At 59.4% G+C, this 23954-nt stretch carries 20 protein-coding genes and 5 pseudogenes; 15 read left to right on the top strand and 10 right to left on the bottom strand.

Annotation, left to right across the window (positions count from 1 at the left end):
- Positions 1 to 156: 156 nt before the first annotated feature.
- The 3 genes and pseudogenes from ELX51_RS09350 to ELX51_RS09340 form a co-directional block, all read right to left on the bottom strand.
- Entirely contained in the window at positions 157 to 1167 is a 1011-nt protein-coding gene (locus ELX51_RS09350; protein WP_127753258.1) for a sensor histidine kinase, read from the bottom strand.
- Positions 1168 to 1235: 68 nt separating this feature from the next.
- A pseudogene (locus ELX51_RS09345) lies at positions 1236 to 1454 on the bottom strand (hypothetical protein); the annotation flags it as partial.
- Between the two features lie 36 nt (positions 1455 to 1490).
- A pseudogene (locus ELX51_RS09340) lies at positions 1491 to 2614 on the bottom strand (IS3 family transposase).
- Between the two features lie 59 nt (positions 2615 to 2673).
- Between ELX51_RS09340 and ELX51_RS09335 the strand changes: the two are divergent.
- Positions 2674 to 3330, top strand: a pseudogene (locus ELX51_RS09335) (lyase family protein); the annotation flags it as partial.
- A 287-nt stretch (positions 3331 to 3617) separates the two neighbouring features.
- On the opposite strand, the gene ELX51_RS09330 reads toward ELX51_RS09335, so the two are convergent.
- Positions 3618 to 6644, bottom strand: a complete 3027-nt coding sequence (locus ELX51_RS09330; protein ID WP_127753256.1) for a glycosyltransferase — start codon at positions 6642 to 6644, stop codon at positions 3618 to 3620.
- The gene (locus ELX51_RS09325; protein WP_127753255.1) at positions 6641 to 8434 is read right to left on the bottom strand and encodes an ABC transporter ATP-binding protein; all 1794 of its coding nucleotides are present in this window, start codon (positions 8432 to 8434) and stop codon (positions 6641 to 6643) included. Before ELX51_RS09325 ends, ELX51_RS09330 begins: the two co-directional genes overlap by 4 nt.
- A gap of 296 nt (positions 8435 to 8730) precedes the next feature.
- Here ELX51_RS09325 and ELX51_RS09320 point away from each other — a divergent pair, with 296 nt between their 5' ends.
- From ELX51_RS09320 to ELX51_RS09300, 5 genes are all read left to right on the top strand, one after another.
- Positions 8731 to 9879 carry a glycosyltransferase family A protein gene (locus ELX51_RS09320; RefSeq protein ID WP_127753254.1) on the top strand — a complete coding sequence of 383 codons (1149 nt, stop codon included), beginning with the start codon at positions 8731 to 8733 and terminating at the stop codon, positions 9877 to 9879.
- 294 nt (positions 9880 to 10173) lie between these two features.
- The gene (locus ELX51_RS09315; protein WP_127753253.1) at positions 10174 to 10602 is read left to right on the top strand and encodes a nuclear transport factor 2 family protein; all 429 of its coding nucleotides are present in this window, start codon (positions 10174 to 10176) and stop codon (positions 10600 to 10602) included.
- Positions 10603 to 11008: 406 nt separating this feature from the next.
- The gene (locus tag ELX51_RS09310; RefSeq protein ID WP_127753252.1) at positions 11009 to 11272 is read left to right on the top strand and encodes an addiction module antitoxin; all 264 of its coding nucleotides are present in this window, start codon (positions 11009 to 11011) and stop codon (positions 11270 to 11272) included.
- Between the two features lie 4 nt (positions 11273 to 11276).
- A complete protein-coding gene (locus tag ELX51_RS09305; protein WP_127753251.1) occupies positions 11277 to 11588 on the top strand; it encodes a type II toxin-antitoxin system RelE/ParE family toxin in 312 nt (103 codons plus the stop codon).
- 272 nt (positions 11589 to 11860) lie between these two features.
- Entirely contained in the window at positions 11861 to 12715 is an 855-nt protein-coding gene (locus ELX51_RS09300) for an aminoglycoside phosphotransferase family protein (protein WP_127753250.1), read from the top strand.
- A gap of 751 nt (positions 12716 to 13466) precedes the next feature.
- Here ELX51_RS09300 and ELX51_RS20010 read toward each other — a convergent pair.
- Positions 13467 to 13625 (bottom strand): hypothetical protein, encoded by a 159-nt coding sequence (locus ELX51_RS20010; protein ID WP_164854817.1) that lies wholly within the window; start codon positions 13623 to 13625, stop codon positions 13467 to 13469.
- Positions 13626 to 14057: 432 nt separating this feature from the next.
- Here ELX51_RS20010 and ELX51_RS09295 point away from each other — a divergent pair, with 432 nt between their 5' ends.
- The 3 genes from ELX51_RS09295 (at position 14058) to proX (ending at position 17258) form a co-directional block, all read left to right on the top strand.
- Positions 14058 to 15200 (top strand): glycine betaine/L-proline ABC transporter ATP-binding protein, encoded by a 1143-nt coding sequence (locus ELX51_RS09295; protein ID WP_248305298.1) that lies wholly within the window; start codon positions 14058 to 14060, stop codon positions 15198 to 15200.
- Positions 15201 to 15208: 8 nt separating this feature from the next.
- Positions 15209 to 16141, top strand: a complete 933-nt coding sequence (locus tag ELX51_RS09290) for a proline/glycine betaine ABC transporter permease (RefSeq protein WP_127753248.1) — start codon at positions 15209 to 15211, stop codon at positions 16139 to 16141.
- An 88-nt stretch (positions 16142 to 16229) separates the two neighbouring features.
- On the top strand, positions 16230 to 17258 hold the full coding sequence (proX, locus tag ELX51_RS09285) for a glycine betaine/L-proline ABC transporter substrate-binding protein ProX (RefSeq protein WP_127753247.1): 1029 nt from the start codon (positions 16230 to 16232) through the stop codon (positions 17256 to 17258).
- Between the two features lie 423 nt (positions 17259 to 17681).
- On the opposite strand, the gene ELX51_RS09280 is transcribed toward proX, so the two are convergent.
- Both ELX51_RS09280 and ELX51_RS09275 read right to left on the bottom strand, forming a co-directional pair.
- Positions 17682 to 18914, bottom strand: a complete 1233-nt coding sequence (locus ELX51_RS09280) for a DUF2254 domain-containing protein (RefSeq protein WP_127753246.1) — start codon at positions 18912 to 18914, stop codon at positions 17682 to 17684.
- The gene (locus ELX51_RS09275) at positions 18911 to 19414 is read right to left on the bottom strand and encodes a YetF domain-containing protein (RefSeq protein ID WP_248305207.1); all 504 of its coding nucleotides are present in this window, start codon (positions 19412 to 19414) and stop codon (positions 18911 to 18913) included. The genes ELX51_RS09280 and ELX51_RS09275 overlap by 4 nt, the downstream gene beginning before the upstream one ends.
- A 174-nt stretch (positions 19415 to 19588) precedes the next feature.
- Here ELX51_RS09275 and ELX51_RS09270 point away from each other — a divergent pair, with 174 nt between their 5' ends.
- The 5 genes and pseudogenes from ELX51_RS09270 (at position 19589) to arsH (ending at position 22561) form a co-directional block, all read left to right on the top strand.
- Positions 19589 to 19945 (top strand): metalloregulator ArsR/SmtB family transcription factor, encoded by a 357-nt coding sequence (locus ELX51_RS09270; protein WP_127751702.1) that lies wholly within the window; start codon positions 19589 to 19591, stop codon positions 19943 to 19945.
- A pseudogene (locus ELX51_RS09265) lies at positions 19938 to 20376 on the top strand (arsenate reductase ArsC). Before ELX51_RS09270 ends, ELX51_RS09265 begins: the two are co-directional and overlap by 8 nt.
- Positions 20377 to 20380: 4 nt before the next feature.
- Complete coding sequence (arsB, locus tag ELX51_RS09260; protein ID WP_127751701.1) at positions 20381 to 21442, top strand: ACR3 family arsenite efflux transporter; 1062 nt, start codon at positions 20381 to 20383, stop codon at positions 21440 to 21442.
- On the top strand, positions 21439 to 21861 hold the full coding sequence (gene arsC / locus ELX51_RS09255) for an arsenate reductase (glutaredoxin) (RefSeq protein WP_127751700.1): 423 nt from the start codon (positions 21439 to 21441) through the stop codon (positions 21859 to 21861). Before arsB ends, arsC begins: the two co-directional genes overlap by 4 nt.
- On the top strand, positions 21818 to 22561 hold the full coding sequence (gene arsH, locus ELX51_RS09250; protein ID WP_127751699.1) for an arsenical resistance protein ArsH: 744 nt from the start codon (positions 21818 to 21820) through the stop codon (positions 22559 to 22561). The genes arsC and arsH overlap by 44 nt, the downstream gene beginning before the upstream one ends.
- 133 nt (positions 22562 to 22694) lie before the next feature.
- On the opposite strand, the gene ELX51_RS09245 is transcribed toward arsH, so the two are convergent.
- Complete coding sequence (locus ELX51_RS09245) at positions 22695 to 23078, bottom strand: nuclear transport factor 2 family protein (RefSeq protein ID WP_127753245.1); 384 nt, start codon at positions 23076 to 23078, stop codon at positions 22695 to 22697.
- A 119-nt stretch (positions 23079 to 23197) separates the two neighbouring features.
- Between ELX51_RS09245 and ELX51_RS09240 the strand changes: the two genes are divergently transcribed.
- Positions 23198 to 23542: a helix-turn-helix domain-containing protein gene (locus ELX51_RS09240; protein ID WP_127755232.1), complete on the top strand. Its 345-nt coding sequence runs from the start codon at positions 23198 to 23200 to the stop codon at positions 23540 to 23542.
- Positions 23543 to 23741: 199 nt separating this feature from the next.
- Here the strand turns inward: ELX51_RS09240 and ELX51_RS20300 are convergent.
- Positions 23742 to 23950: pseudogene (locus ELX51_RS20300) on the bottom strand (DoxX family protein); the annotation flags it as partial.
- Positions 23951 to 23954: the final 4 nt, after the last annotated feature.

Genomic DNA, 23954 nt, shown 5'->3' with positions numbered 1-23954 from the left:
GATTATCGGTACGGGCCCGTATTCTGCTTAACAATAGTTTGTCTGTCGCACACCCAAACCAATACTCAGCGGAGTTGCCCAGGCATCGGTCGCCAGATTGATCGTCGTCATCCCGCGCTGCCTGAGGGTCTGCTTCCGCAAGCCCTCCATGTGAGCTCATTGTGCGAGGCGATCAGGGTGGAGCTTGAGGGTAATGACCGCCCCGGCTTTATCCCAATCGTAGGAGATCGAACCCCGAAGAGCTCCCGTGACGCTGCGTTCCACCAGCTTGCTGCCATAGCCGGGGTTACCTGTAGGCCGCTGAACGGGCGGGCCGCCTCTTTCCGTCCAGACTATGGTGACGGCTTCGTCTTGAGCCGAGCACGACACGTCGAGCGTGCCGGTATCCACCGACAGAGCCCCATATTTAAGGGAATTGGTCGCGAGCTCATGCACGATGAGCGCAAGGGTGCTGGTTGAAGTCTCTCCTACGCTCATCCGTGGCACTGAAACCCGAATGCGCCCACTGAAAGCACCCAAGTCATCGTATGGGGCAAGCAGCACCGTCAGCAGGTCACCAAGCAGCGCCGCTGCCGCTCCGCTCTGTCCCGGAACAGGCCGCACAAGGTCATGAGCACGGCCCAATGCAGTCAGCCGTTGTGTCAGTTCCCGGGCCATGTCGTTCACCGTCGAGGTGGAACGCGACGTTATGGCGGTGAGACCGGTGGCGATGGCGAGCAGGTTTTTAACGCGGTGGCTCATTTCCCCAGCGAGAAGCTCACGGCTTTCTTCCGCCTGCTTGCGGCCAGTTGCGTCCACGAAAATGCCAAACATAACCCGCTCGACAATACCATGATCGTCTCCCTGACCGCGTGCCGAAATCCACCGGACCTCGTCCCTGGCCATGATGCGGAAGTCGATGTCGTAGGCTCCCAGCAAAGCCCTTGTCGCCTGGAAGGCAGCTCGGACCCGGTCCCGGTCGGCGGGGTGGATATGAGCGGAAAGATCTTCGAAGTTGACTTCCAGACCCCGCTCCAATCCCCAAAGATCATAGGCTACGTCGTCCATCGTCAGGGCGTCGGTGTCGACGTTCCATGACCATAGCCCCAATCCCGCTGCTTCAACGGCACGGGCCAAGTTTTTGGGTTGCCAAAGGGTTGGGTTCGGTTTTTGCGTGGCTGAGGTCATTGTTTCTCCAATTGGCTCCCTACATGCCGGAAGCGAGTTTGAACAGGCATAGCCGTCAAGTCGTAGCTTTACGCGATCAGCGCCTTTATCCTTCGAGCGAAGTCTTCCACGGCGAAAGGCTTGGTCATCACATGCATACCATGGTCCAAGTGACCATGGTTCAGTACCGCATTCTCGGCATAGCCGGTGATGAAGAGCAACTCCAGATCGGGCCGGGTACGTCGCGCAGCATCCGCGACCTGGCGCCCGTTCATGCCTCCGGGCAGTCCCACATCGGTCACCAGCAAGGTGAATAGCCCCGTGTTCTGTAGACACCTTCGGAGTTAGGTTCGGTGCGGCTTCTCGAACTCGACGGGCGATAGCAGCCGTTGCGGACATGCTTACGGGTCGGATTGTAGAACATCTCGATGTAATCGAACACATCCTGGCGGGCTTCGTCCCGCGTTCGATAGGTCCGGCGCCTGATCCTCTCGCGTTTGAGCAGATTGAAGAAGCTCTCAGCCACAGCATTGTCGTGGCGGTTTCCGCGCCGGCTCATTGAGTGAACCAGATTGTGGTGCCGCAGGAAGCTGGCCCAGTCCATGCTGGTGAACTGGGCACCCTGGTCGGAATGAATCAACACCGGGTTCTGTGGCTTGCGGCGCCAGAGCGCCATGTGAAGAGCCTGCAGGACAACCTCGCTGGTCTGCCGGCTTTGCAATGACCAGCCGATGACGCGGCGCGAGAACAGATCGATGACCACGGCCGGATAGGCAAAGCCCTCCAGGGTCCTGATATAGGTGATGTCGGCACCCAGGCGGTATCGGTGCAGCGACGTCGAACTGCCGGTTTAGGGTGTTGTCGATCACCACCGATGGTTTGCCGCCATAGGTGCCAGGTCGGCGCCGATAACCGATCTGGGCCTTGACCCCGGCCAGTCTGGCCAGCCGGGCGATGCGGTTGGCACAACTGGTCTCGCCCTGATCAAGCAGGTCGTCATGCAGCTTGCGGTAGCCATAGACTTTGCCGCTCTGGCTCCAGGCGTCCTCGATCAGCCGGGTCTGACGGATGTCTTCCTGGGCCCGTTTGCTCAATGGCGTTTTGATCCACGCATAAAAGCCGCTGGGGTGGATGCGCAGGCACCGACACATGGTGCGCACCGAGAACTGCTGGCGATGCTCGGCAATGAACGCGTACCTCACTTTGCATCCCTGGCGAAGTACGCGGCCGCTTTTTTTAGGATGTCGCGCTCCTCGGTGACCCGCACCAGTTCGCGCTTGAGCCGTCGGATCTCTTCGGACTGTTCATCGCCCTTGTCGATCGCCCCGGCATACTTCTTGCGCCACTCATAAAGCGAGTGGGCACTCACCCCTAGGCGCTGCGAACCCTCCGAAACCGGATAGCCCCGCTCGGTGATCTGACGCACCGCATCGCGCCTGAACTCGTCAGTGAAATTGCTTTTGCCCATGCAGGCCTCCTTGCCTCAAAATTAGGGAAGAAGACGTCTACAAATCTAGGGGCTATTCACTGATCCCGGCAACCGACTTGGTAGAGGCCTCTTCGGACCTCGGTGCTTTCGTGACCTTCTCGGGGGTGCTGAAGCGCATTGCGGTGAAGCTCTCGAAGATCTGCAACGACCTGCGGCTGCTCGGCAGCGGACCGCGGGCCGGGATCGGCGAGATCATCCTGCCGGCAGTGCAGGCCGGATCATCCATCATGCCGGGCAAAGTCAATCCAGTGATCCCCGAGGTCGTGAACCAGACAGCCTACCAGGTGATCGGAAACGACCTGACGGTGACCCTCGCCGCTGAAGCAGGGCAGCTTCAGCTCAACGTGATGGAGCCGGTTGTCATCTTCAACATCCTCCAGTCGATCCGTATGCTGGAAGCCGCCATGACGGTGCTGACACAGCGATGCGTGACAGGGATCGTTGCCGACGAGACGCGAATTGCGAGTCTTTTGAGCAACAGCCTCGTTGCTGTAACAGCCTTAGTGCCTCGTATCGGCTACGAGAACGCGGTCGCCGTTGCGAAGGCGGCCCAGGGGAGCGGACACTCAGTCGAGGCGACGGCGGTCGCGCTAGGTTTTCTAACGCATGAGGAGTTCGCCGCCTTGATGCGGCTCGAACCTCTCACAGAGTCCGCGGCTAGAGCTGACAACAAGCGAAAGGAGGACAAAAGCTAGACGGTCTGTCAGGCAGCCCCGTTTCGAGTGGCACTTGGGGCCGTTTGCAGAATGACGGCTTTGAGCGACTCGAGTACCTATAGCCGACAGTCTGATGCTTGGCGCTCCAACTGCCGGTGTGGCTCGGGAAGGCGACTGACTGCTCTTTCTGAGTTACGGGGGGTAGTGACCATGAGCGCGGTAAAGCGAGATGCGTTTGCACCAGAGCAGCGGCCAGCTTGAAGGCACCAACTTCAAGAGCGGACTCCTGCTTGATGGTTTGCAGTAAGCCGAGGCCAGCGCTTAGCTCAGAGGCATAGTGCCGTTGCACTCGCATCCGACCTGTTGGGGTCCAGTGATAGAAACGAAGCAAATTGCTCCAGGTCCCAAGATCCATCGACCTCGATGCGGGGTAAAATAAAGTTGGGCCTTGAGATTCTGGCAGTGGTATTCTCGCAGGAATATCCAAGCTGATACCCTGCCATCTTGCATATTTGTATGAACCTGTCATCGATCGCACCATAGGGTGCGGCGATAGAGTTGATCTCGACCTGCAGGCGATCCATCAGCACTTCTCGCGATTTGACCGCCTCGTACAACAGGTTCTTGCTGGAGAGATGGCGGGCTGAAGTATGGCTCGCGAGATGGCTGCCAAAACGCATTCCCTCGTCGTGGAGGCGAGTGATGGTGTCCCAATCCATCAGCGCGGCGCCAGGGCCGAAGCGGGCATCCCACGCCGCTTCCTTTCCGACAAGATCTGTGGGCACGAAGACCTCGGCAGTAAAGTCGTTGCCTTCCAGGATCGGCCAGGCGGTCGTGGCTGTGTCGAGATAGGCGTCATCGAAGGTAATAAGGACTGGCCGTCCGTTGAGCGACCTGCCTGAGCGGCGCAAGCCAATTAGGTGCTCGGACGAAATCGCATGATAGCCATTCGCGCGCAGGAGCCTCATCTGCTTTTCGAACTCACCAGGTCCCACCCGCCATTGCCTGAGTTCTTCCGGTCCTTCCGTGGCGATCCGGTGGTAAGCGAGGATCGGCAAAGTCCAGGTGCGGTGGTGCTCAACTTCACGCCGTCTTAGGATGGCGCCGCCCCAAACAATGTTCCGTTTCAGTGACGTCTCGAGGGTGCAGCCAAGGTCCGCTCGACGTAACTGGGGTTCAAGGTGAACACTGCCGACCTCGCAGCGCTTGAAAACATCGACGCGATAGAGTTCGGTTACCAGTGAGCGCGCCAGTTGCAGTCCTGGGGTGGCCAAGAATTGCTGGTGCAGCACCTTGGCACCAAAATTTTGGTCCCAATCGAAGCCGGTTGCGGTCATGTCGTCTTTGAGCAGGAAGTGGTTGGCCATTATCAGCTGCCCGCCTAGTGCCAAGGCATCGCGAAGCTTGCCCGCTACTGCAGCGATCTCGGCGACACCGTCCAGATAGTACAAAACCTCCGAGCAGAAGATAACGTCCTGGGAATGGGGCAGAGGATCAATGATGAGGTCAAGGGTTCTGAACTCGACATTCTCAAGGCCTTCGCAGCGTTGCCTGGCCCTCGTGATCGCCGTGGGCGAGATGTCGGCGGCTATTAGAGATGTCACCCTCGAGGCAAGTTGGACGGTGAAGTGACCCTCAGCGCAGGCCAGTTCGAGGGCATGGTGGATCGTTCCTTCGGGCAGCAGATCAAGTGAATACTGATACTTTTGCTGCTCGTAGTCGGAAGCGTATTGCCATGGATCGGGGGAGGAAAACACGTCCTCCCAGACGTCAACTGCAGAAGCTGGCGGCTTGCGCAAAGGTGCCCCGGCGGTCGTTGATGGAGGGGCGAGCGCCATTCCGCTTGCGCTCCCCCCCTCTTTCATCATTACAGATCGTGTCACGGGTCGTGAGCAGCCCAGGTACAGGTCCAAAGCCGCTCTTCTGAGGACGGCACCTCCTCTCGCTCGCAATCCGAGGTGTCGTGTGGATCGCGTGCGCCAAGCATAGCTGCCGGCCGATGCCGCTTCGCGTAGCAATCCACCTGCGAATCCCAGCCAGAATTTCGGTTGGTCCCAGACATGGCTGTGCCGGATGAAGTGCCGAACGCCAAGCTTTTCAATCGCGCTTTCGGCGACAACTTTGTCCGTGATCCCGCCGAAACTACCAACCTTCACGGTGCCGACGTGGCGCGAGTTTGCCATGAGGTCGACGATCACCAGGTCCCTATCGCTTGGAATTTGGATTGTTCTAAGCGCGCTCAAATCCATTGCCAGGCGGCAAGTCAGGTCAAGGTGTCGCGGCTCTTTGGTGCCACCCAACCCGAGTATGCAGCATTCAACTGCATACAGAATTGCCGTGTCGAAACCCGCGCAATTCAGCTTTAGCCACAGCCGCTCTACCATGGCAAGCAGCTGCGGCTTTATCGTTCCCCAATGAGCAGCGAGCATGGCGGAGGGCTGGCGTGACCCCACGATTATTCCATTGGCGATGATCTCCCCCAAAGCGTTGATTCCCGGATTGACCACGGATTGGCTAGCCACTTCCGCCAGCAAAGCTGTTCCATCTCTACCGGCGCCCACTTCCGCCGCCGCGCACCAACATGCGAAGTAAAAGGCCTGCGCCGGCAGACCATCCGGCGCCAGCCCGATGGCGAACTCTGTAGCAGGCCGACGCACGCGCGGGTCGGCGGCGTGGCCCTGCCGAAGTACCTTGAGGCCGTCGCGGAGCATGCGCGCATTGTCAAACGACAGGGAGTGGTCACTGGCGACATAGATCGCCAGGGCCTCCGGGACCATCCGGATGCGAATTCCAGTTCGGGCGGCCCGCTGCCACAGATCCCAGTCCTCGCAGACTTCTAGTGCTGGATCGAAACCGCCCAGATCGGAAAGCACTCGGGTGCGGGTGGCAACGCAGTGGATAGAAACCGGGCAGTATCGCGCGACGCAAGCAAACCCCAGCCTCTCGAACGAGGCATCGAGGTTGCGCAGCAGGAGTTCGCCCGCCGTAGTGACGCGGTCATAGCCGCAATACACGAGGTCGGCCCCGTTCCGAGCTGCAGCCATCATCCGTTCGACGTAATGAGGAAGGACGCGATCATCGGCATCAAGAAAGCAGACCCATTCGGTCCAAGTGGCGGAAAGGCCGGCATTGCGTGCACCACACACACCAAGATGCTGACTCCGGATAATCTTGATCCTGGGTTCCGAGGCGGCAAGTTCGGACACAATGGCCAATGTTGCGTCCGTGGAGCCATCATCCACCACCAAAGCGTTCCAGTCGGTCCGGCCCTGGCTCACCAGGCTTTTGAGTGTATCCCTGATGGTTCCGGCAGCATTGTATGCCGGGATAACAAAGGTCAGGGCGCCGTTCAAAGCCTTACCCTTTCGTCGGCGTCTAGGGCCTGCAGCTGCACCATTTCGGTGAACATGCCGCCGCAGGCGATCAGTTCGTTGTAGGTTCCGCGCTCGATGATGCGGCCCTTGTCGACGAGGAGAATCTGATCGGCATTGCGCACCGTGGATAGCCGATGGGCCACAGCGACGATTGTCGTCGTCCTCGACAGCTCGCCCAGAGCATGCTGGATGAGCCTTTCCGAATGGCTGTCGAGCGCGTTTGTCCCCTCGTCGATCACCAGGATCTCGGGCTGTCGAACCAGCGCGCGGGCCAGGGCGATACGCTGGCGTTGCCCGCCAGAAAGGCGCATGCCGCGCTCCCCGATTTCGGTGTCGTAGCCTTTTGGCAGGTTGGCAATGAATTCATCGGCATGGGCAAGCCGCGCTGCCTCGACAATTTCGTCCAAGCTCGCATCCAGTTTCCCGTAGCGGATGTTGTCGGCAATACTGCCTTCGAACAGGAAGATGTCCTGCGTTACGGCCGCGATGCGGGCATGCCAATCCCGCGCCCTGATGTGGCGCATCGGCACGCCATCAATCAGAACATCGCCTTTGTCGGGCAGCATGCTTCGCAGGAGGAGGTTGACGAGAGTGCTCTTGCCGGACCCCGAAGGACCGACCAGGGCGGTTGTCGTGTTCTTCAAAAGAGTAAAGTCGATGTCGGATAGAGCCGGCGAGTTCCTGCCCGCATATCCCGCACTCACGTCGCGAAAGACTATGGAATGCTCAAGAGAGTTAAATCTATGCGCCCCCTCGGGCAGTCTTGACGCCACGCACTCGCTCCTAACGTCGTCCAGTTCAAGAGCTGCGCTGCCGAATTCGAGTATTTCCGCCCGAGCTGCGACAATGGACTGAACCCGCGGTTGCATTCGATAAAGCACCAGCAGGAATACCGCCATGGTGGGGAATCCGGTGCCCAGCCACGAAAGCGCGACGATCCAGACCCCGAACGCGGTGGCAACCAGGGTCTCGAACAGCAAAGGCACGGCGTTGGCAAGCAGCCGCGCGCGGAGAAAGTAGTGCCGCACCCCCGAAGAGGTCTCAGCGTGACGCTCGTCCTCGTATGCTTCACGACCAAAGATCTGAATTGTTCGTAGGCCGCCGAGGGTTTCCCAGGCTCGATCGGTGTAGGCCGTGTTTGTTGCCACCGCGCCTTCGCCGATCGCCCTGGCGCGGCGGGTCACCAAATGCATCACACACACGATCAAGCCGATAAAAGGAGCGACATAGAGCGTTGTGCGCCATGACAGGGTTAGGAGCACAGCGACGAAAATGAGGATTGCACAGGCGTCGACGATCATCCGGTAAAAGGCGCCAAGAGCGCGCGACAGGCGCCAACTTTCCGAAAGCAGCGCATTCGCGAGCCGTCCGGACTGCTGTGTTTCCAGATAGGCCGGTGCGGCCAGCAACATTGCCGTGAACAGCTCACAGCGCAGGCGGTGACTGTTGTCGGCATCCACCCGGGCGATGTAGGCCCCGTTCCAGTAGGAAAGCGCATTTTTGGCGCCAATACTGATTACAACCAGCAGGACGAGTACCGAAACTCGCCAATTCGCCGGAATCTGGTTCAAGGCGAGGTGCAGAAAGGATAACCCGGCCGGCAATGTCTGCTCCGAGCTCAGAAGCTCCAGGATCGGCAGAAATAGATAGATCCCCACGCCCTCAAGAAGCGATGACGCCAGTCCAAGACCAATGATAATGGCAAGGGCGTACCGTTGAGTCGCCAGTAACGGCCAGAGCGCTCGCAAGATTGCGACGTCATCTTTCATCGAGCTTGCCGCGCAGAGAGGCGATTGGCGCGTGGAAAGGCGGCTTCCGGACAGTGCCGCGGATCCGACGCTCCGACCCACCGGCACGGTGCCGAGGGTGCCTGTTGCGGTTTTGGAGCGCCCGCGCCGTGCAGGGCAGAACCCTTTTCGCCGACTCCCATAGCCCCAATCTTTTGGTTAATTGATCCTTACCAGGGAAAACCTATCATGAGCTCTGCGGTAGGCGTCTGTATGGAAATTGATTTAGCGAGGGTTTACCTCCGAGCCGCGTGAGATCTTCGACGAGACAGGGGCCCATGGACGATCTTTCACCATCCCGGCCAGATCCGCTGGTTTCCGTTGTCGTCCCCGCATTTAACGCGGCTGAGTATATCGAGCGTACGCTTCACTCTGCAGCACAGCAGACCTACAAACATCTCGAGATTATCGTCGTAAACGACGGTTCAACAGACGACACCCTCAGCATAGCCGAGAAGTTCACCCGCCGGGACGATCGCCTGCGGATCATCACGATCAGCAATGGGGGCGTTGCCCGGGCCCGCAATCTTGGTGTTGCTGCCGCCCGGGGAGCTTTTGTTGCTTTCCTTGATGCCGATGACCTATGGCATCCCGCAAAGCTGGTTGAACAGGTTCGCGCCATGACTGATGGGAACGGCCGGATTTATGCTGCCAGCTACGTGCTGCACCGCAGGATAGACTGGGACGACAGAGTGGTTGGCAGCTCTCATCCCGACGTTTGCAGCGGGTCAATACTGGCTCGCCACCTAGTGGGCAAGTTCGTCGGGAATGGCAGCAGCCTCATGGCACGCCGTTCGGTAGTTCTCAGTGTTGGTGGCTTTGATCCGTCCTACGCGGATGCTGGAATAGGAGGCTGCGAAGACCTGGATATCGAGCTGAAACTCGCCGAGCGATTTCGGATCGTCGGAGTTCCCTCGTATCTCGTTGGTTACCGTTCCTATCCGGGCAATATGTCCAGCGACAGCACAAGGATGGCTCGCTCAATCGTCGCAACAGTGGAGCGGCGTCTTGCGGCTAATCCCGACTTACCTAGGGTCGTGCGCAACAGCTCGCGCTTTTCGACCCACATGGTGGCGGCAAACATCTTGTTCAACAAAGGCCAGGCTTTGGAAGCAGCTCAGGCTGCCTTGCAGGTCTTCAGATATAGTCCGGTGGAGGGCTCAATCTTGTTCGCGCATTTGGCAAAGCGCTACCTGCATGTGCTGCTTGATAGCAGGGCCGGGTCCGATATGCCGGCTGTTTCTTCGGCTGAAGCCCTAAAGCCGCGGTTTTTCGAACTCGATCCTTCCGAACGGATTGATGAGGTTGCTGTCAGGAATAGAACAGGGCTTCGGCTAGCTGCTCTCGCGCTGATCGACAAAGGCCGCAAGAAACGTCTGGCCGCACTGGACCGGATCGACAACGCTCGAATATCAAAGCTTTCATGATTGTAGGCAAACTTCCATTGATGGCGTCCCGGCGGCCGAGTGATCGCATGAGGCACGTCGGTGCCGCAGAGCCGTCCACAAATATCAACGAAGCGCCGACCGCCGCCCCAATCGCGCCGGCCTTGTAACGGCGGAAGTCCGGCCGCTGCCGACCCCGTTTCGGTCGATGATTCAAAATTCTCAAGTCTCCGAAAGCAGTCATGGGTTAGCCGGCTGCTTCATAGATACCGACCCGCTGTGATGTCGATTGGACGGATGCTCGTTCGTCATTCCAGGCAACCTTGAGGAACGGTGATGATCGAGAGCGGAATTTTAGCCACCATCCGAGCGCAGGAAGAAGCCACCGAGAAAGGCGATGCGCAGGGGAATGTAGATGCCATGTCAGCGGACGTCGTAGTTTTCGATCTACCACCCCCTCTCGTCTATCGAGGCGAAGCAGCTCGCAACGTCGGAGAATTGATGGTCTGGTTGGACACGTGGCGCAACGGCGTGTCAGTTCGATTGCACCATCCTAAAGTCATGATCGATGGCGACCTGGCGGTTGTTTTCGGGCTATCTCGTATGGTGGGAACGAAGGTTGACGGGACCGAGGTCGATTCCTGGAGCCGACGAACCGTTGTGTTGCAGCGAACAGCAGGATTGTGGAAGATCGTGCATGATCACCTCAGCTTTCCACTGGCCATGGACGGCACCAATCGCGCAGTGACCGACCTTCAGCCCTAGACTTCACGAGCGTTCGGGCAGTTCGCCTCTGGTGAACCAAGGCGACCGCGTCTCGACTTGGGGCTGAACGTCTGTGGCTTTGCAAGCTCGCCTGCCTGTTCTTAGGTGGCAGCTCCCTGGCTAGGCTCATAGTCCTGCTGGTTCGCTTATCGCTGAAACTGATGGTCCGCAGTCGACCCCATTCCAGCCGATAAATGGACTTATGCAAATTCCGAAAAGCAGACATGTCTGACAACAGATGTAGCTACGCGGCCGGCAGACGGTGGAAGTTAGTTCACTATCGAATCCAGATTTGAGGTGGCCTGGGGTCCGGCCACGGCGCGGAGCCCAAACTGGGCCGCCGCCTTCCTTGATGTGTCGTGTTTTTTGGTTATATTGAATACACGCCAAGCATGAGGAGCCTTCCATGTCCCGCACTACGACCACGACGACCATGACCGTACGTCTGAGCGGTGCGCTCAGCGATTTCGTCGCGGCCAATGTCGGCGAGAACGGCTCCTACGAGAACATCAGCGAATATGTCCGTGACCTGATCCGGCGAGACAAGGAGCGGGCCGAGCAGGAGGCTTTCGACCGGCTGAAGGCCGAGCTGACCCGCGCATTCGCCGCGCCCGAGACCAGCTACGGGCAGCTGACAGCGGCCGAAGTCATCGCTCGCAACCGGGCCTGACCGGATGGCGATCCGGGTTCAGGAGGCGGCATCACTCCGCCTCGATGACATCTACCGCTATACGCGCGACCGATGGGGCGAGGTTCAGGCCGATCGCTACATTACCGGCATGTTCCAAGCGTTCGAACGGATCGAGGCGCATGGCGTCGCCTCAAAGCCCATCCCGGCAGAGTTCGGCGTCGAAGGGTTCTTCTTCCGGTACGAGCACCACTTCGTTTATTGGCGCCGACTGTCCGACGGCGATATCGGTATCGTCGCGATTCTGCATGAGCGCATGCACCAGATCGACAGGTTCAAGGAAGATTTTCGCGACTGAGACGGCAGGCGCCCACGCCCACAGTGCTTGCACGGGCCGTCGGCGGCTTCCGCTGGTGGAGAAGGTTCGACGGTAGGCCCATCCCCTCCGCCACTTTTCATAAGTGGTCGTTGAGAGGTCCGCCTGCCGTCCGGGGCCACGTCCCGCGGAGAATGCCACCTGGTTGTAGATCTTAGGGGTGAGCAAGGAAGCGGCCACTCCACACGTAACGATTGACCACGCAGCTCCGAGACCCACCTGTTGCAGCCTCCTTGCAGTGGGAAAGCTCACCGATGCAGAACCAGTGGTCCGACGAACAAGTGCTGTCGCACCTCAGATGGGGAGGCGTTCCTCTTATCGGTGAGGGTAGCGACGCGCGGGTGTTCGACATCGGCGGTGATCGAGTTCTGAGATTGGTGCGGCCCGGCGGGCAAGCAGGCGCTCAGCGGACGCGTGCAGAACTCTTGCAGAAGATTTCCGCTGCGCACACGGCGGCAGCCTTCAGAACACCCAAAGTGATCGACATCTTCAACGTCGGCGGGCGCGTGGCGGTGATCGAGGAAAGGCTGACCGGCATAACGCTGACCGAGACCTTGAAGACTACTCAAGGTCGATCTCGCGATCGCCTGGTTTGCAGCTATTTGGACGCAGCGGCATCGATAGGCGACATCCAAATCCACATGCCCTTCTGGGGCGATATTTTTGTGCCGCCCGGCATTCGTTCCACCACCTACAGCGAGTACCTCATTGAAAAGTTGCGCAGCGTCCAGCTCGTCGGTGGGCCTTTGGCCGAACTTGTCATGGTGGAGCCCGGAGAAATGCCGGACTGCTCGACCCCTTCCTTGGTGCACTTCGATATCTTCCCTGACAACGTGTTGGCGGGCAGTGTCAGCGCCATAATCGACTTCGGCCCCTCATCCAGGATGGCGGACAGGCGTCTCGATGTTTGGTCGGCAGTCGCTTATCTCGACCACGAACTTTCTCCGTTGGCATCCGAAGATGACAGAGGCTTGGCTCTCGAATGGCTTAGGTCCGAGGGCTTGGATAGCGACTATCTGAGTGCCAAGCGATGGATAGCCAGTTGCTGGTGCTTTGCGCACGACGATCCCGCCGTCCGGTCGTGGTGCCGGCGGGTGTTGTCCGCTTAGTCTGAGCATCACCCATTTGCAGACTGGCAGAAAACCACCCCCCAAAAGACATGAACGCTTGCGACTACAGCTCCCGGCGTTCAGCCCGCCGTACCAGCTCATCGACAACGATCCTAACTTTGGGAAGCAGGCTCCGTGTTGCCGGCCAAAGAGCATTGAACGGTGTCTTGTGGGGGATAGAGCTTTATGCCGACCGCCCGGCATTTGGTCTGGGGCTGCCATTCCTAATGCTTGCCCTTGGGCAAACGGGCGGGGCGCCACTTTTCGGAACACTTTGGCAGCTGTCAGGTGCCGCAGCTGCTCTTGGGTGCTTCGCGGCCATCATGTGCACTGCATTGATCTGGGCGCCCTGTCCTTCTGCCCGGGCTAAGGCTAGATCGCCGCGCAGCTGGGTAGCCCTCGGGTCAAAAGCAAGCAGATCGTGCTCGAAGGCATGCTGGCGTTTCTCCTGTTCGCAGGGGCGCTCCATGTCGATCTCGGCGCGCTCCGGGAGCGGGCCTGGGTGGTGAGATCCTTGCCGAGCCGCTCTCCCTACATCGCCGAGTAGCAAGAGCCAAGGTCTGGTGCCTAAAGGATGATTTCACGCCGTGGGTCGTGGACCTCTACGCCGCACAGTCCTGAAGTTAGTCCTTCGGCCCCTCTTGCAGCCATTGCCGGCCATTTTTGGCCGATCATCAGGGCGCATAGGGTCGGTCCAGCAAGAATACCTCGTCAGTACCGGCAATTTTGAACTCCCGATCCCCTACCATCGTCAGCACTCGACCGTCGGAGAGTTGCATGCGCCTGATGCCGGGTTCCTTCTGGTTGGGGTGTGCCATGGTGCCTGCATTTCCATGTCCTGAACCTCATAAACCGTGACCGAAGCGCCATTCGCCGCTGACGCTTCGTAGGTGTTGATGATTTTTTCCATGTACTTTCTCCTGGTTGTGTCATCCCGCGACGTCAGGAAAGCAAGACCCCGACTCTAATCCAGCGCCCTGCCAGGGGCGAGCAAAGCAGTTATCACTTCAGCCGCTGATTACCTTAGTCCATTGAACGGGATAGATGATCAAGCAGTTGCCTCGATGCCTCTGGAAAGTCAGAAAATTGCCACGAAGGGTTGAACTGCCCAGCCAAGTGCAATAAGTTTCGCGCATTCGAATTACCGACATACGGATTGACTACGCCCTTGCTGCCAGCATGGGCGTAGGGTCTATTTCGAAACACTGTAAAACTTATGGTATATTAGTGAGCGCGCAGAAAATTCAGCGCGTTTCCTCTTTTGGATTACATGACAGCCAAGTTAAAGATAAAAAACCTTACCAAGATTTTCGGCAAGGCGCCGGAAGCCGCGAGAGCTCGCATGCAAGCTGGCGAAAGCAAGGACGCAATCTTTGAGGCCACCGGCAGCACGGTTGGCGTGAACAATGTCAGCTTCGAAGTGCCTGAGGGGCAGATCTTCGTGGTGATGGGGCTTTCCGGCTCCGGCAAGTCCACGCTGGTGCGAATGCTCAACGGACTCATCCGGCCCACGGCCGGGGAGATCCTTGTGGATAGCGAAGACATTGCCTCGTGTTCACCGCAGACGCTGCGGGCGGTGCGGCGCAACAAGATCGCCATGGTGTTCCAGCACTTCGCGCTGTTTCCCCATTTGAGCGTTGCAGACAACGCGGCATATGGTTTGAAGATCAAGGGCGTGGGCACTTCTGAGCGCCGGAAGAGAGCACAGATCGCTCTGGAGCAGGTTGGGCTCGGCGCCTACACCGACAGCGCTCCGGATGAACTCTCAGGCGGTATGCAGCAGCGGGTCGGTCTCGCTCGGGCGCTCGCGACCGACCCGGAAGTGCTGTTGATGGACGAGCCTTTCGGTGCGCTGGACCCCTTGATACGCCGAGAAGTGCAGGACGAGTTGCTGCGCCTGCAGAAGGCGCTCCGCAAAACGATCGTGTTCATCACTCATGACCTCAATGAAGCGCTGCTCCTCGGTGATCAGATTGCCATCATGAAGGACGGCAAACTGGTGCAAGTCGGCACCGCCCAGGAGATCGTGGACCATCCGGCGGACGATTACGTCGCCGCCTTTGTCGCCGATATCGATCGGGGCAAGGTCTTCACAGCCGAGTCAGTGGCCGAGCAACCGGTATTCCTTCAGTTGGGTACCGACACGGCCGAAACGGCTGTCCAGAGCATGGAAGATGTGCAGCGCAACGCACTGTACGTGATGAACGGCGAGGACATTGCCGGGGTTGTGACCTACCAGGACGCCGCCGCTGCCGTTCGGACGGACGGCGTAACCCTTGCCGATGTGGTCAGTTCAGATTTCCAGACAGTGGATGCCGACACGGCGCTGAGCGAGCTTTATGCCCCAGCCAGCAATGGCCTGCCTATTGCCGTTACCGATGACAACAACCGCCTGCTCGGGGTGGTGGAGCCTGGAGCGGTGCTGGCGCAGCTTTCCGGTGAGCCGGCTGCATCTGTGGATGCTGCCGCGGCGGCGAAGCCCTGAGGAGTTTCATGTTAAGTCCTTCCGATTTCTTCCTGTTGCCGTTCTCCGACTGGATCAACGTGCTGGTCCGCGAGTGGCTCGTGCCGAACTTCCGGCCGTTCTTTCGGGCGTTGCAGGTGCCTGTTACCCTTATTCTCGATTGGCTCGACACCTTCTTCAACACCGTGCCCATGATGGCGTTCACCGCTGTGCTCGCGTTCGTTGCCTGGCGCCTTGTTGGACGGGGCATGGCGATCTTCACTCTGCTCGCCCTGCTGTTTATCGACCTTATCGGGCTATGGCCCGAAACCATGACAACGCTCTCGATGATTGTAACCTCGGTACTGTTCTGCGTCGTCTTGGGCATTCCCATGGGCATTGCCGCCGCACGCAGCGATCGTGTGCTGACGGTCGTGCGGCCAGTGCTCGACATCATGCAAACCATTCCGTCCTTTGTGTATCTGGTGCCCATAGTCATGCTGTTTGGCGTGGGCATGGCTCCAGGCATCGTCGCCACCATCATCTTTGCCTTGCCGCCTATCGTACGGCTGACCAATCTAGGCATCCGCAATGTGCGTGGCGATCTGATCGAGGCAGCCGAGGCCTTCGGCTCCACCCCGTGGCAGATGCTGATCAGCGTGCAGCTGCCTTTGGCGCTGCGCACGATTATGGCTGGTCTTAATCAGACGCTGATGCTGGCGCTGTCCATGGTGGTCATTACCTCCATGATTGGCGCAGGCGGGCTCGGTCTCACCGTCTATACCGGACTTGGACGCCTCGATGTCGGCGGCGCCACGGCCGGTGGGTTGGCCATCGTGCTGCTCGCCATTATCCTCGACCGCATCACTCAAGCACTAGGTGAGTCTCAGGGCTTCCGCACCGTCTCGCTTCGCCAGACACTTCTTTCCTTCTTCCGCCGGGGGACACCTGTGTCCTCCGGGGAAACCCGGAAGGCCGTCTGAGCCTTCCCGGGCGCCGTTCTGGTGCCCTCTCGAGCGGACGTTGGCGCGTCCGCATCTGTCTTCCAACGCCAAAAAGGGAGCTGATCCAATGTTCAGACTCACCCAGACGCTGACTGCCGTCGCACTTTCCACGCTTATCGTAGCTGCCCCCGCTATCGCCCAGGACAACCCGGGCGAAGGCAAGACCGTCAACATGGCGCAAGCCACCTGGGACACTGGCTGGTTCCACGCCGAGATCTACAAGCAACTGCTCGGAGAACTGGGCTACAAGGTTGAAGGGCCAACCACGCTCGACAATCCACCCTTTTATCAAGCTGTCGCTCAGGGTGATGTCGATCTTTGGGTCAACGGCTGGTTCCCGCTGCACAACACCTACCGCCCTGCCTTTGAGGGCCAGGCAGAAATCGTTGGCGCTGTAGCCAAGGCAGGAGCACTCGAAGGTTACCTGGTCGACAAGGCTTCGGTCGAGAAGTTCGGCATCAGGACCTTGGACGACTTCAAGCGGCCCGAAGTGCAGGAAGCCTTCGATCGGAACGGCGACGGCAAGGCCGATCTCGTGGCTTGCCCGCCGGGCTGGGGCTGCGAGATCAATATCGAACACCATCTCGATGCCTATGAACTGCGCGAGCACATCAACCCGATCAAAGCTGCTTATTCAGCCTCCATGGCTGATGCTGTTGCCGCTCACCAGGCTGGCGAGCCGATCCTCTTCTACACCTGGACACCCAACTGGACCGTCAATGAACTCGTCCCAGGCGAGGATGTCATGTGGATCGAGGTTCCGGAAGTGGACCTGCCAGAGGACATGGCCGATCTGGCCGACGCCGCGGTGATCGCGGGTGTTGAAGGCTGTGTGGCGGATCCGTGCACACTCGGCTTTCCGGCAAACGACATCGTGCCGGTGGCTAATAGCGCCTTTCTCCAGGACAATCCGGCTGCCGCAAAGCTGCTGGAAGTTGCCGCCATCCCGCTCCCTGCGATCTTTGAGCAGAACGCCGCGATGAACAGCGGAGCCGGCAGCACCCAAGATATCCAGCAGCAGGCTGCAGAATGGATTGCAAACAACCGCGATCTGGTCGATGGCTGGATTGAACAAGCGCGGTCTGCCGCTTCGTAGCACAAGGCTGAACACCGCAACTGGGCTGGCATGCAAGCCGGCCCAGACTCGGCCCGCACGGATGCACCGGCAACCTTAAGGTCGGTACAAGCGCAGAGGGTAGCATGCTGCTATCCATCCGTCCTATCCTGCCGGTGCTTGCCAGTGTCGCCATACTGATGCTTGCCGATGGTGCGCTCAGCACCACAATTGGCTGGCGGATGACCAATGCCGGTGCGAGTTCGGTTGCTGTTAGGGCAGTCACCGCCGCGTTTTTCGCCGGCCTCATATTTGGGTCGTTCCAGTGCTTTCGCTTCATCAGGGGGGGGCCGGACATTACCGCTTTGCGCCCCTGGCAAGGCATACATGCACCCTCGAACACTCTGGTGGTCAAAACTCCTTACTGCGAGCTCAAGGGCCCTGGGTTCGCCTGTTCAGCACTGCCTAGGCGCTCTGGGTGAAATGGGCAGCAGCATGCAAAGCATGCAAATCGCCTGGCGCCTTAAGTGTTTGTTGGGCGCGGCCTGCAGCATCCAGGGCAGTGGTGAGCGCGGCTTTGCGTAGTTCCGGGTTCAATTCGGCCACGATCTCCAAGCTGTGCAAAAGACGCAGCACCACTTCGATAATGCCGGCCCCGTCGCGTGCTATGGGACGGAAGGCATCTTCCAGGAGATCTTGAGGGGCGAGTGGCGGGACGACAACCCGGTCGTTTTCAGGATCAGTCGGGGTGCTGGGCTGCCAGCTGGACAAAAGTCTTGTGAGTGTCCCAATCACATCGATCGCTGTGCCGGGATCATTCACCCCTGGCGAAAGCGCCCGATCCGCGATTTCGGCAAGAACTACCAGGCCGAACCGCGGGTCGCTGTCGAAGCTCCGCTGACCGCCTACAACAAAAGCTCTGATCAGTTCCGCTGTGAGCTTATCGTTGAGTTCACCTTCCACCATCATGAGCGGCCGTGCCGCTGACACATACGATCCCGGACGTGCAGTGACAGCAATCTGAAGATCATGCTCGACAGCGAGCGTTTGCAGCCGTTTTGCGTCGAAGTGCTGGATGTATCCGAGCTTGTCAGTGCTGACTGGTACCCCTTCAGGCTCTCCTTCCAATAAGCGGCAGTCGAACAGTGGATGTTCCTCAAGGGTGCGCAGTGCATGAGCCGTGGCAGTCTCGACCCGATCGATTGTATGTCCCACTCGCCCAATGTCCGAGATTTGAGCTATCCATCGAATAAGGGCCACAACCACCAGTGCAACAACGCCCAAGGTGACGGAAAACAGGAGCATTCGGCTCGCCGAGCCATAGATACCTGCCGATAGCCCAAGGATCGCCAGGATGGAAAACAGAAATGCACCGATAAAAAGGGATATGGAGGTTTGGGCAGATCGATCTCCCACGATGAGCTGAGCAGCGCGCGGCGTGGTAGATGCAGAAGCCGACGACAACGCAGCAACCAGCGTGGAAAGCGCAAACACCGACACCGTCAACAGACTGGTCGCAAGGATTTCCAGTATGGATTGCACAGCTTGTTGGGTGATGGTGAAGGGCAGCTCCTCGGGTGCCCAGCGCGCCAGATAAAACGCTGCCAGGATCGTGAGCACGGCGAGCGCGGAAAATACTGCTGGCAAGAACCACATTTTGCGCAGCAAGCGCCGGAGATAGAACGAAACCTGACTCATGCAGGATCCTTGGCGGCGGCCGAGCGCAATGAGGCACTTATCGTGCCGTCGCTCTCCAGCACTAGATACTCGACCTCGGCGATGCCCCTGGCCCCCGATGAGCGGATGGCGCTGAGCGCTTCGTCTTCGGTCACCCGTTCGCGCTTCATTGCCCTAGAACAAAAGGCTCCGTCTCGGGCCAGCAGCGTCGGCTCGGAGCGGACCACCTTGGCAAAAGGTCGCCACCGGACGGAGGCAAAGGTAACCAGGAACTGCATGAGGATCAACAGCCCCAGAGCCAAGGCACCCTCTGCCAGGGCAATGGACTCTTGGAGCAGAATGGCAGACAGCGTTGAGCCGAGTGCAACGGTAACGACAAGGTCGAAGGCGTTGAGCTTAGCCAGCGTTCGCTTGCCCGAGATGCGCAGGAACAGCACAATCGTACCATAGGCCAGCACACCGACGACCAAGGTGCGAATGAGCCCTTGCCAGTCCTGGAAGAACATTCCGGTCCAGTTCATGCATTGCTCCGATCAGCAGAAATGGCGCCAATGGCGCGGATCAGCCTGAGCCCATGCACCAGCACGGTCAAGGCCGCGACGAGATAGCCAACACATCAGTCCAAATGTTTCCGCACCAGGGTCGCGGCGTAAGTATACTTGACGGAGAACCAGTTAATCCATAATGCTAGATATATGGAACAACGTGCAGCCATCGACGTCTTCTCTGCCTTATCGCAGGCAACACGCCTCGAAACGTTCCGTCTTTTGATGGAGTACGAGCCGGATGGTCTTCCGGCAGGGGAGATCGCGCGGCGCCTGGGAGTTCCGCAGAACACGATGTCGTCGCATCTAGCGGTTCTGGCGCGAGCTGGGCTTGTTGAGTCGGAACGGCATAGTCGCTCGATCGTCTACCGCGCCGTAGTGGAACGCGTGCGCGAGATCGCGAGCTTTCTGGTGCAGGACTGTTGCGGGGGTCGCCCGGAACTGTGCGAACCCCTAGTCGCCGAATTCACCCCGTGCTGCTCTCCCATGGAGACGAGCCATGTCTGACCGCGTCTACAACGTCCTATTCCTCTGCACTGGCAATTCGGCCCGCTCCATCCTGGGCGAGGCTATCCTCAACCATGTAGGCAGCGGCCGCTTCCAGGCATACTCCGCCGGTTCGACGCCGAAGGGTGCCGGGCGCGCCCAAGATGGATTTTATCTTCACAGTTTGCGACAACGCCGCCGGCGAGACCTGTCCGATCTGGCCCGGCCAGCCGATGACCGCCCACTGGGGCATCGAAGATCCCGCAGCGGTTGACGGCCCCGAGTTCAAGCAGCGGGCCGCGTTTGGGGATGCCCTGCGGTACCTTTGCAACCGCATCGGCGCCTTCATCAACCTGCCGATCGCCAGCATCGATCGCATGGCATTGAACTCGAGGCTTGAAGGCATCGGAGCAATGGACGGCACCACCACCAAGTCGTCGAAGGCCGCGTAGAACCATGTCCATCTTCGAACGCTACCTCACGCTTTGGGTCGCAACCTGCATCGTTGTGGGCATCGCCGCTGGCCACTTTTTCCCTGCCGTGTTCCAGGGGCTGGGCTCGTTCGAGTACGCCCAGGTCAACCTCCCCATGGCGGTGCTGATCTGGCTCATGGTCATCCCCATGCTGGTCCGCATCGACTTCATGAGCCTGCGCCAGGTCGGCTCTTATTGGCGTGGCATGGGCGTCACTGTTTTCATCAACTGGGCCATCAAGCCGTTCTCCATGGCTCTGCTCGGCTGGCTCTTCATCGGCTGGCTGTTCCGGCCGATGCTGCCTGAGGTGCAGATCGATAGCTATATCGCCGGTCTGATCATCCTGGCGGCAGCCCCATGCACAGCCATGGTGTTCGTGTGGTCGAACCTGGTGCGGGGAGAGCCGCATTTCACCTTGTCTCAGGTTGCGCTGAACGATGCCATCATGGTCGTCGCCTTTGCTCCCATCGTCGGCCTGCTGTTGGGACTGTCGGCAATCACCGTGCCATGGGACACTTTGTTGCTCTCGGTCGGACTCTACATCGTCGTGCCGGTTATCGCCGCGCAGCTTTATCGACGCTGGCTGCTGGCCAATGGGGGCATCGACGCCATGAACCGGGTGCTGTCCGTCCTGCAGCCTATATCGATCACCTCCTTGCTGCTGACCCTGGTCATGCTCTTTGGCTTCCAGGGCGAGCAGATCATCGCACAGCCGACCGTCATCCTGCTGCTGGCGGTGCCAATTCTGATCCAGGTCTACTTCAACTCCGGCCTGGCCTATTACCTGAACCGGGTCTCCGGAGAACAGCACTGCGTCGCTGGCCCCTCCGCGCTGATCGGTGCATCGAACTTCTTCGAACTGGCCGTGGCCGCGGCCATTGCCCTGTTCGGATTCAACTCCGGTGCAGCCCTGGCGACGGTCGTCGGCGTCCTGGTCGAGGTGCCCGTCATGCTGTCTGTCGTCTGGATCGTGAACCGCTCCAAAGGCTGGTACGAACGCGGCCCCGCCGTACGTCACAACACCGAAACGAGGGTCACCGGATGAGCGTCACCATCTATCATAATCCTGATTGCGGAACGTCCCGCAACACACTGGCGATGATCCGCCAGTCCGGCGTCGAGCCAATTGTCGTCGAGTACGTCAAGACGCCGCCGAGCCGCGACCGTATCGTGGAGCTGGTTTCCGCCGCAGGTCTCTCGCTGCGAGATGCCTTGCGCAAGAAGGATACGCCCTTTGAGGAGCTTGGGATGGCCGATCCCGCCAAGACGGATGACGAGCTTCTGGATGCCATCGGGGCAAACCCGATCCTGCTAAACCGCCCCTTCGTGGAGACGCCGATCGGCACGCGCCTCTGCCGCCCATCAGAGGTCGTGCTCGACATCTTGGAGAACCCCGACATCGGCCCGTTCACGAAGGAAGATGGCGAAGTCATCATCGACGCCGAAGGGAAACGGCTTGTCTGATCGGCCAAATATCACCAGCGGCGCCTTCGAGGTGCCGGAATTCTCCAAGCTCACTGCCCCGGTTATGGACCACAAGCCGCGCATCCTGATGCTCTATGGCTCACTGCGGGAGCGGTCTTACAGCAGGCTTCTGACCTTCGAGGCGCAGCGTCTTCTTGAAGCCCTCGGCGCCGAGGTCCGCATCTTTCATGCCAACGGCCTGCCGTTGCCCAACGATGCGCCCGAAAACCACCCGAAGGTGCAGGAACTCCGCGACGCCATGCTGTGGTCCGAAGGCCAGGTTTGGACTTCGCCGGAACGGCACGGAGCCATGTCTGCGGTAATGAAGTCCCAGATCGACTGGATACCCCTGCCGGGCGGCGCCATCCGCCCGACTCAGGGTCGTACCCTAGCCGTTATGCAGGTCTCTGGCGGATCGCAGTCATTCAACGCCGTGAACCAGATGCGTATCCTGGGCCGCTGGATGCGGATGGTGACCATCCCGAACCAGTCCTCGGTCGCCAAGGCCTTCCAGGAGTTTGACGAAGCCGGCCGCATGAAACCGTCGTCCTATTACGACAGGGTGGTGGACGTCATGGAAGAGCTGGTGAAGTTCACGTTGATCAACCGCGGCGTCTCCAGCTACCTGACCTCCCGTTACAGCGAGCGCAAGGAAGCGGCAGCCAAACTCGAGGAGCGAGTCGGCCCGAAGTCTTTATAGACTACGAAGGCACGGTGATCCAAACGACGAGCCCGCATCAGGAATGGCCGCTATCTGAACTTGCGGATCACAAACCGGACGGACTGTTTCCCACCCCAAAGGGGCGGTCCGGAGCCGAGCCGGAATGCCGCTCTCATCGCCGCAGGCGCTTGGCTGCGGCACCGTCGTCGCAAATGTGCAAGCGAACCTCCACCAGCTTGCTTCCAGCAAACAGAAACTGCTCGGCCAAATGGATTGTCCCGGCAGAACCGACCAGACCTGCGCGAATGGTGGCGAACACGATATCCCCATCACCGTACACTCCAAGCAGCTCAAAGCGCTCGAAGTCATAGAACGCCCGCACCGAGGGATAGAACTTCTGAAACTCACCTAATCCCCGATATGTCCCCCCGAAGGGCAGGGACGCTGGTTCATGCATGATCAGGTCATCGTCGAAACGATCGGGGTAGTCCTCGAGGCGCCTCTTTGAACTGATCATTTCCTGGATGAACGCCTTGTTCTCGTCGGTTAAGCTCATATGGCAGCACTCCCGATTTCCGCCATCTCTGGCCGCTGTGTCGGCAAACTGAGTGATGCGGCGGGCACGAACAAGTACGCACAAGTTTGGCTGCGAGTACCATTCTTGAAAGTAATGCGATGCGCTGGAAGCGGTCTGAGCAGAGAACGGGATGCCCGATAGAGGCAACCCTTTCCGTTGTGGGCGGGGTGTGGAAGCCACTGATTTTCTATGCACTGCTGAGCGGACGACGTCGCTTTGGCGCACTTCACCATCTGGTCCCCGGATCGACACCGAGGATGCTGACGCTGCAGCTGCGAGAGTTGGAGCAGGACGGAGTCGTCGTCAGGACCGTCTTCGCCGAAGTTCCTTCCAGGGTCGAATACGAACTAAGCCCGCTGGGCCATTCCCTGGAGCCCGTCCTCGCCGGGCTGCATGAATGGGGGATCCTGTATCGTCGGCAACTGCAACCCCCGGAGGAGTAGCATCCATTTGCCAGGACCTGGCCGCCCGTTGTGCGGCTGGTCGGCTTATTGGGCTCGTGTGGGCACAGCAATGAGCTGTACCAGCGCCGCCGACAGTGACAGGAAAGTGCGTCTGAGCATTATGCCCTCCTCTTGCCTGATGAACGACTATCCGTGTCGTGAGCTGACCATGCGCGCCATGACGCCGGCGAAGCGAGGGTCAGCGTCCGCCCGGTCCATGCACGGCGGCGAACAGCAAGCCGGCCATGAATGTGAGATGGTTGATGAAAAACCCCACCTGCATCGGGTTCCCCTGCCAAGAGGGGGCCCGTAGAATGCAAAGCCGAGGAACAGAACATAAAGGCCTGCCAACGCCGCCGCCTCCCGGAAAAAGGCACCTGTCAAGAAACCGAGGACAAGACCAAGCTGACGA

Source organism: Devosia sp. 1566 (genome assembly GCF_004005995.1).
GTDB lineage: Bacteria > Pseudomonadota > Alphaproteobacteria > Rhizobiales > Devosiaceae > Devosia.
Note: the sequence above shows the minus strand (reverse complement) of the source record. Positions and strands in the feature narration are given on the sequence as shown.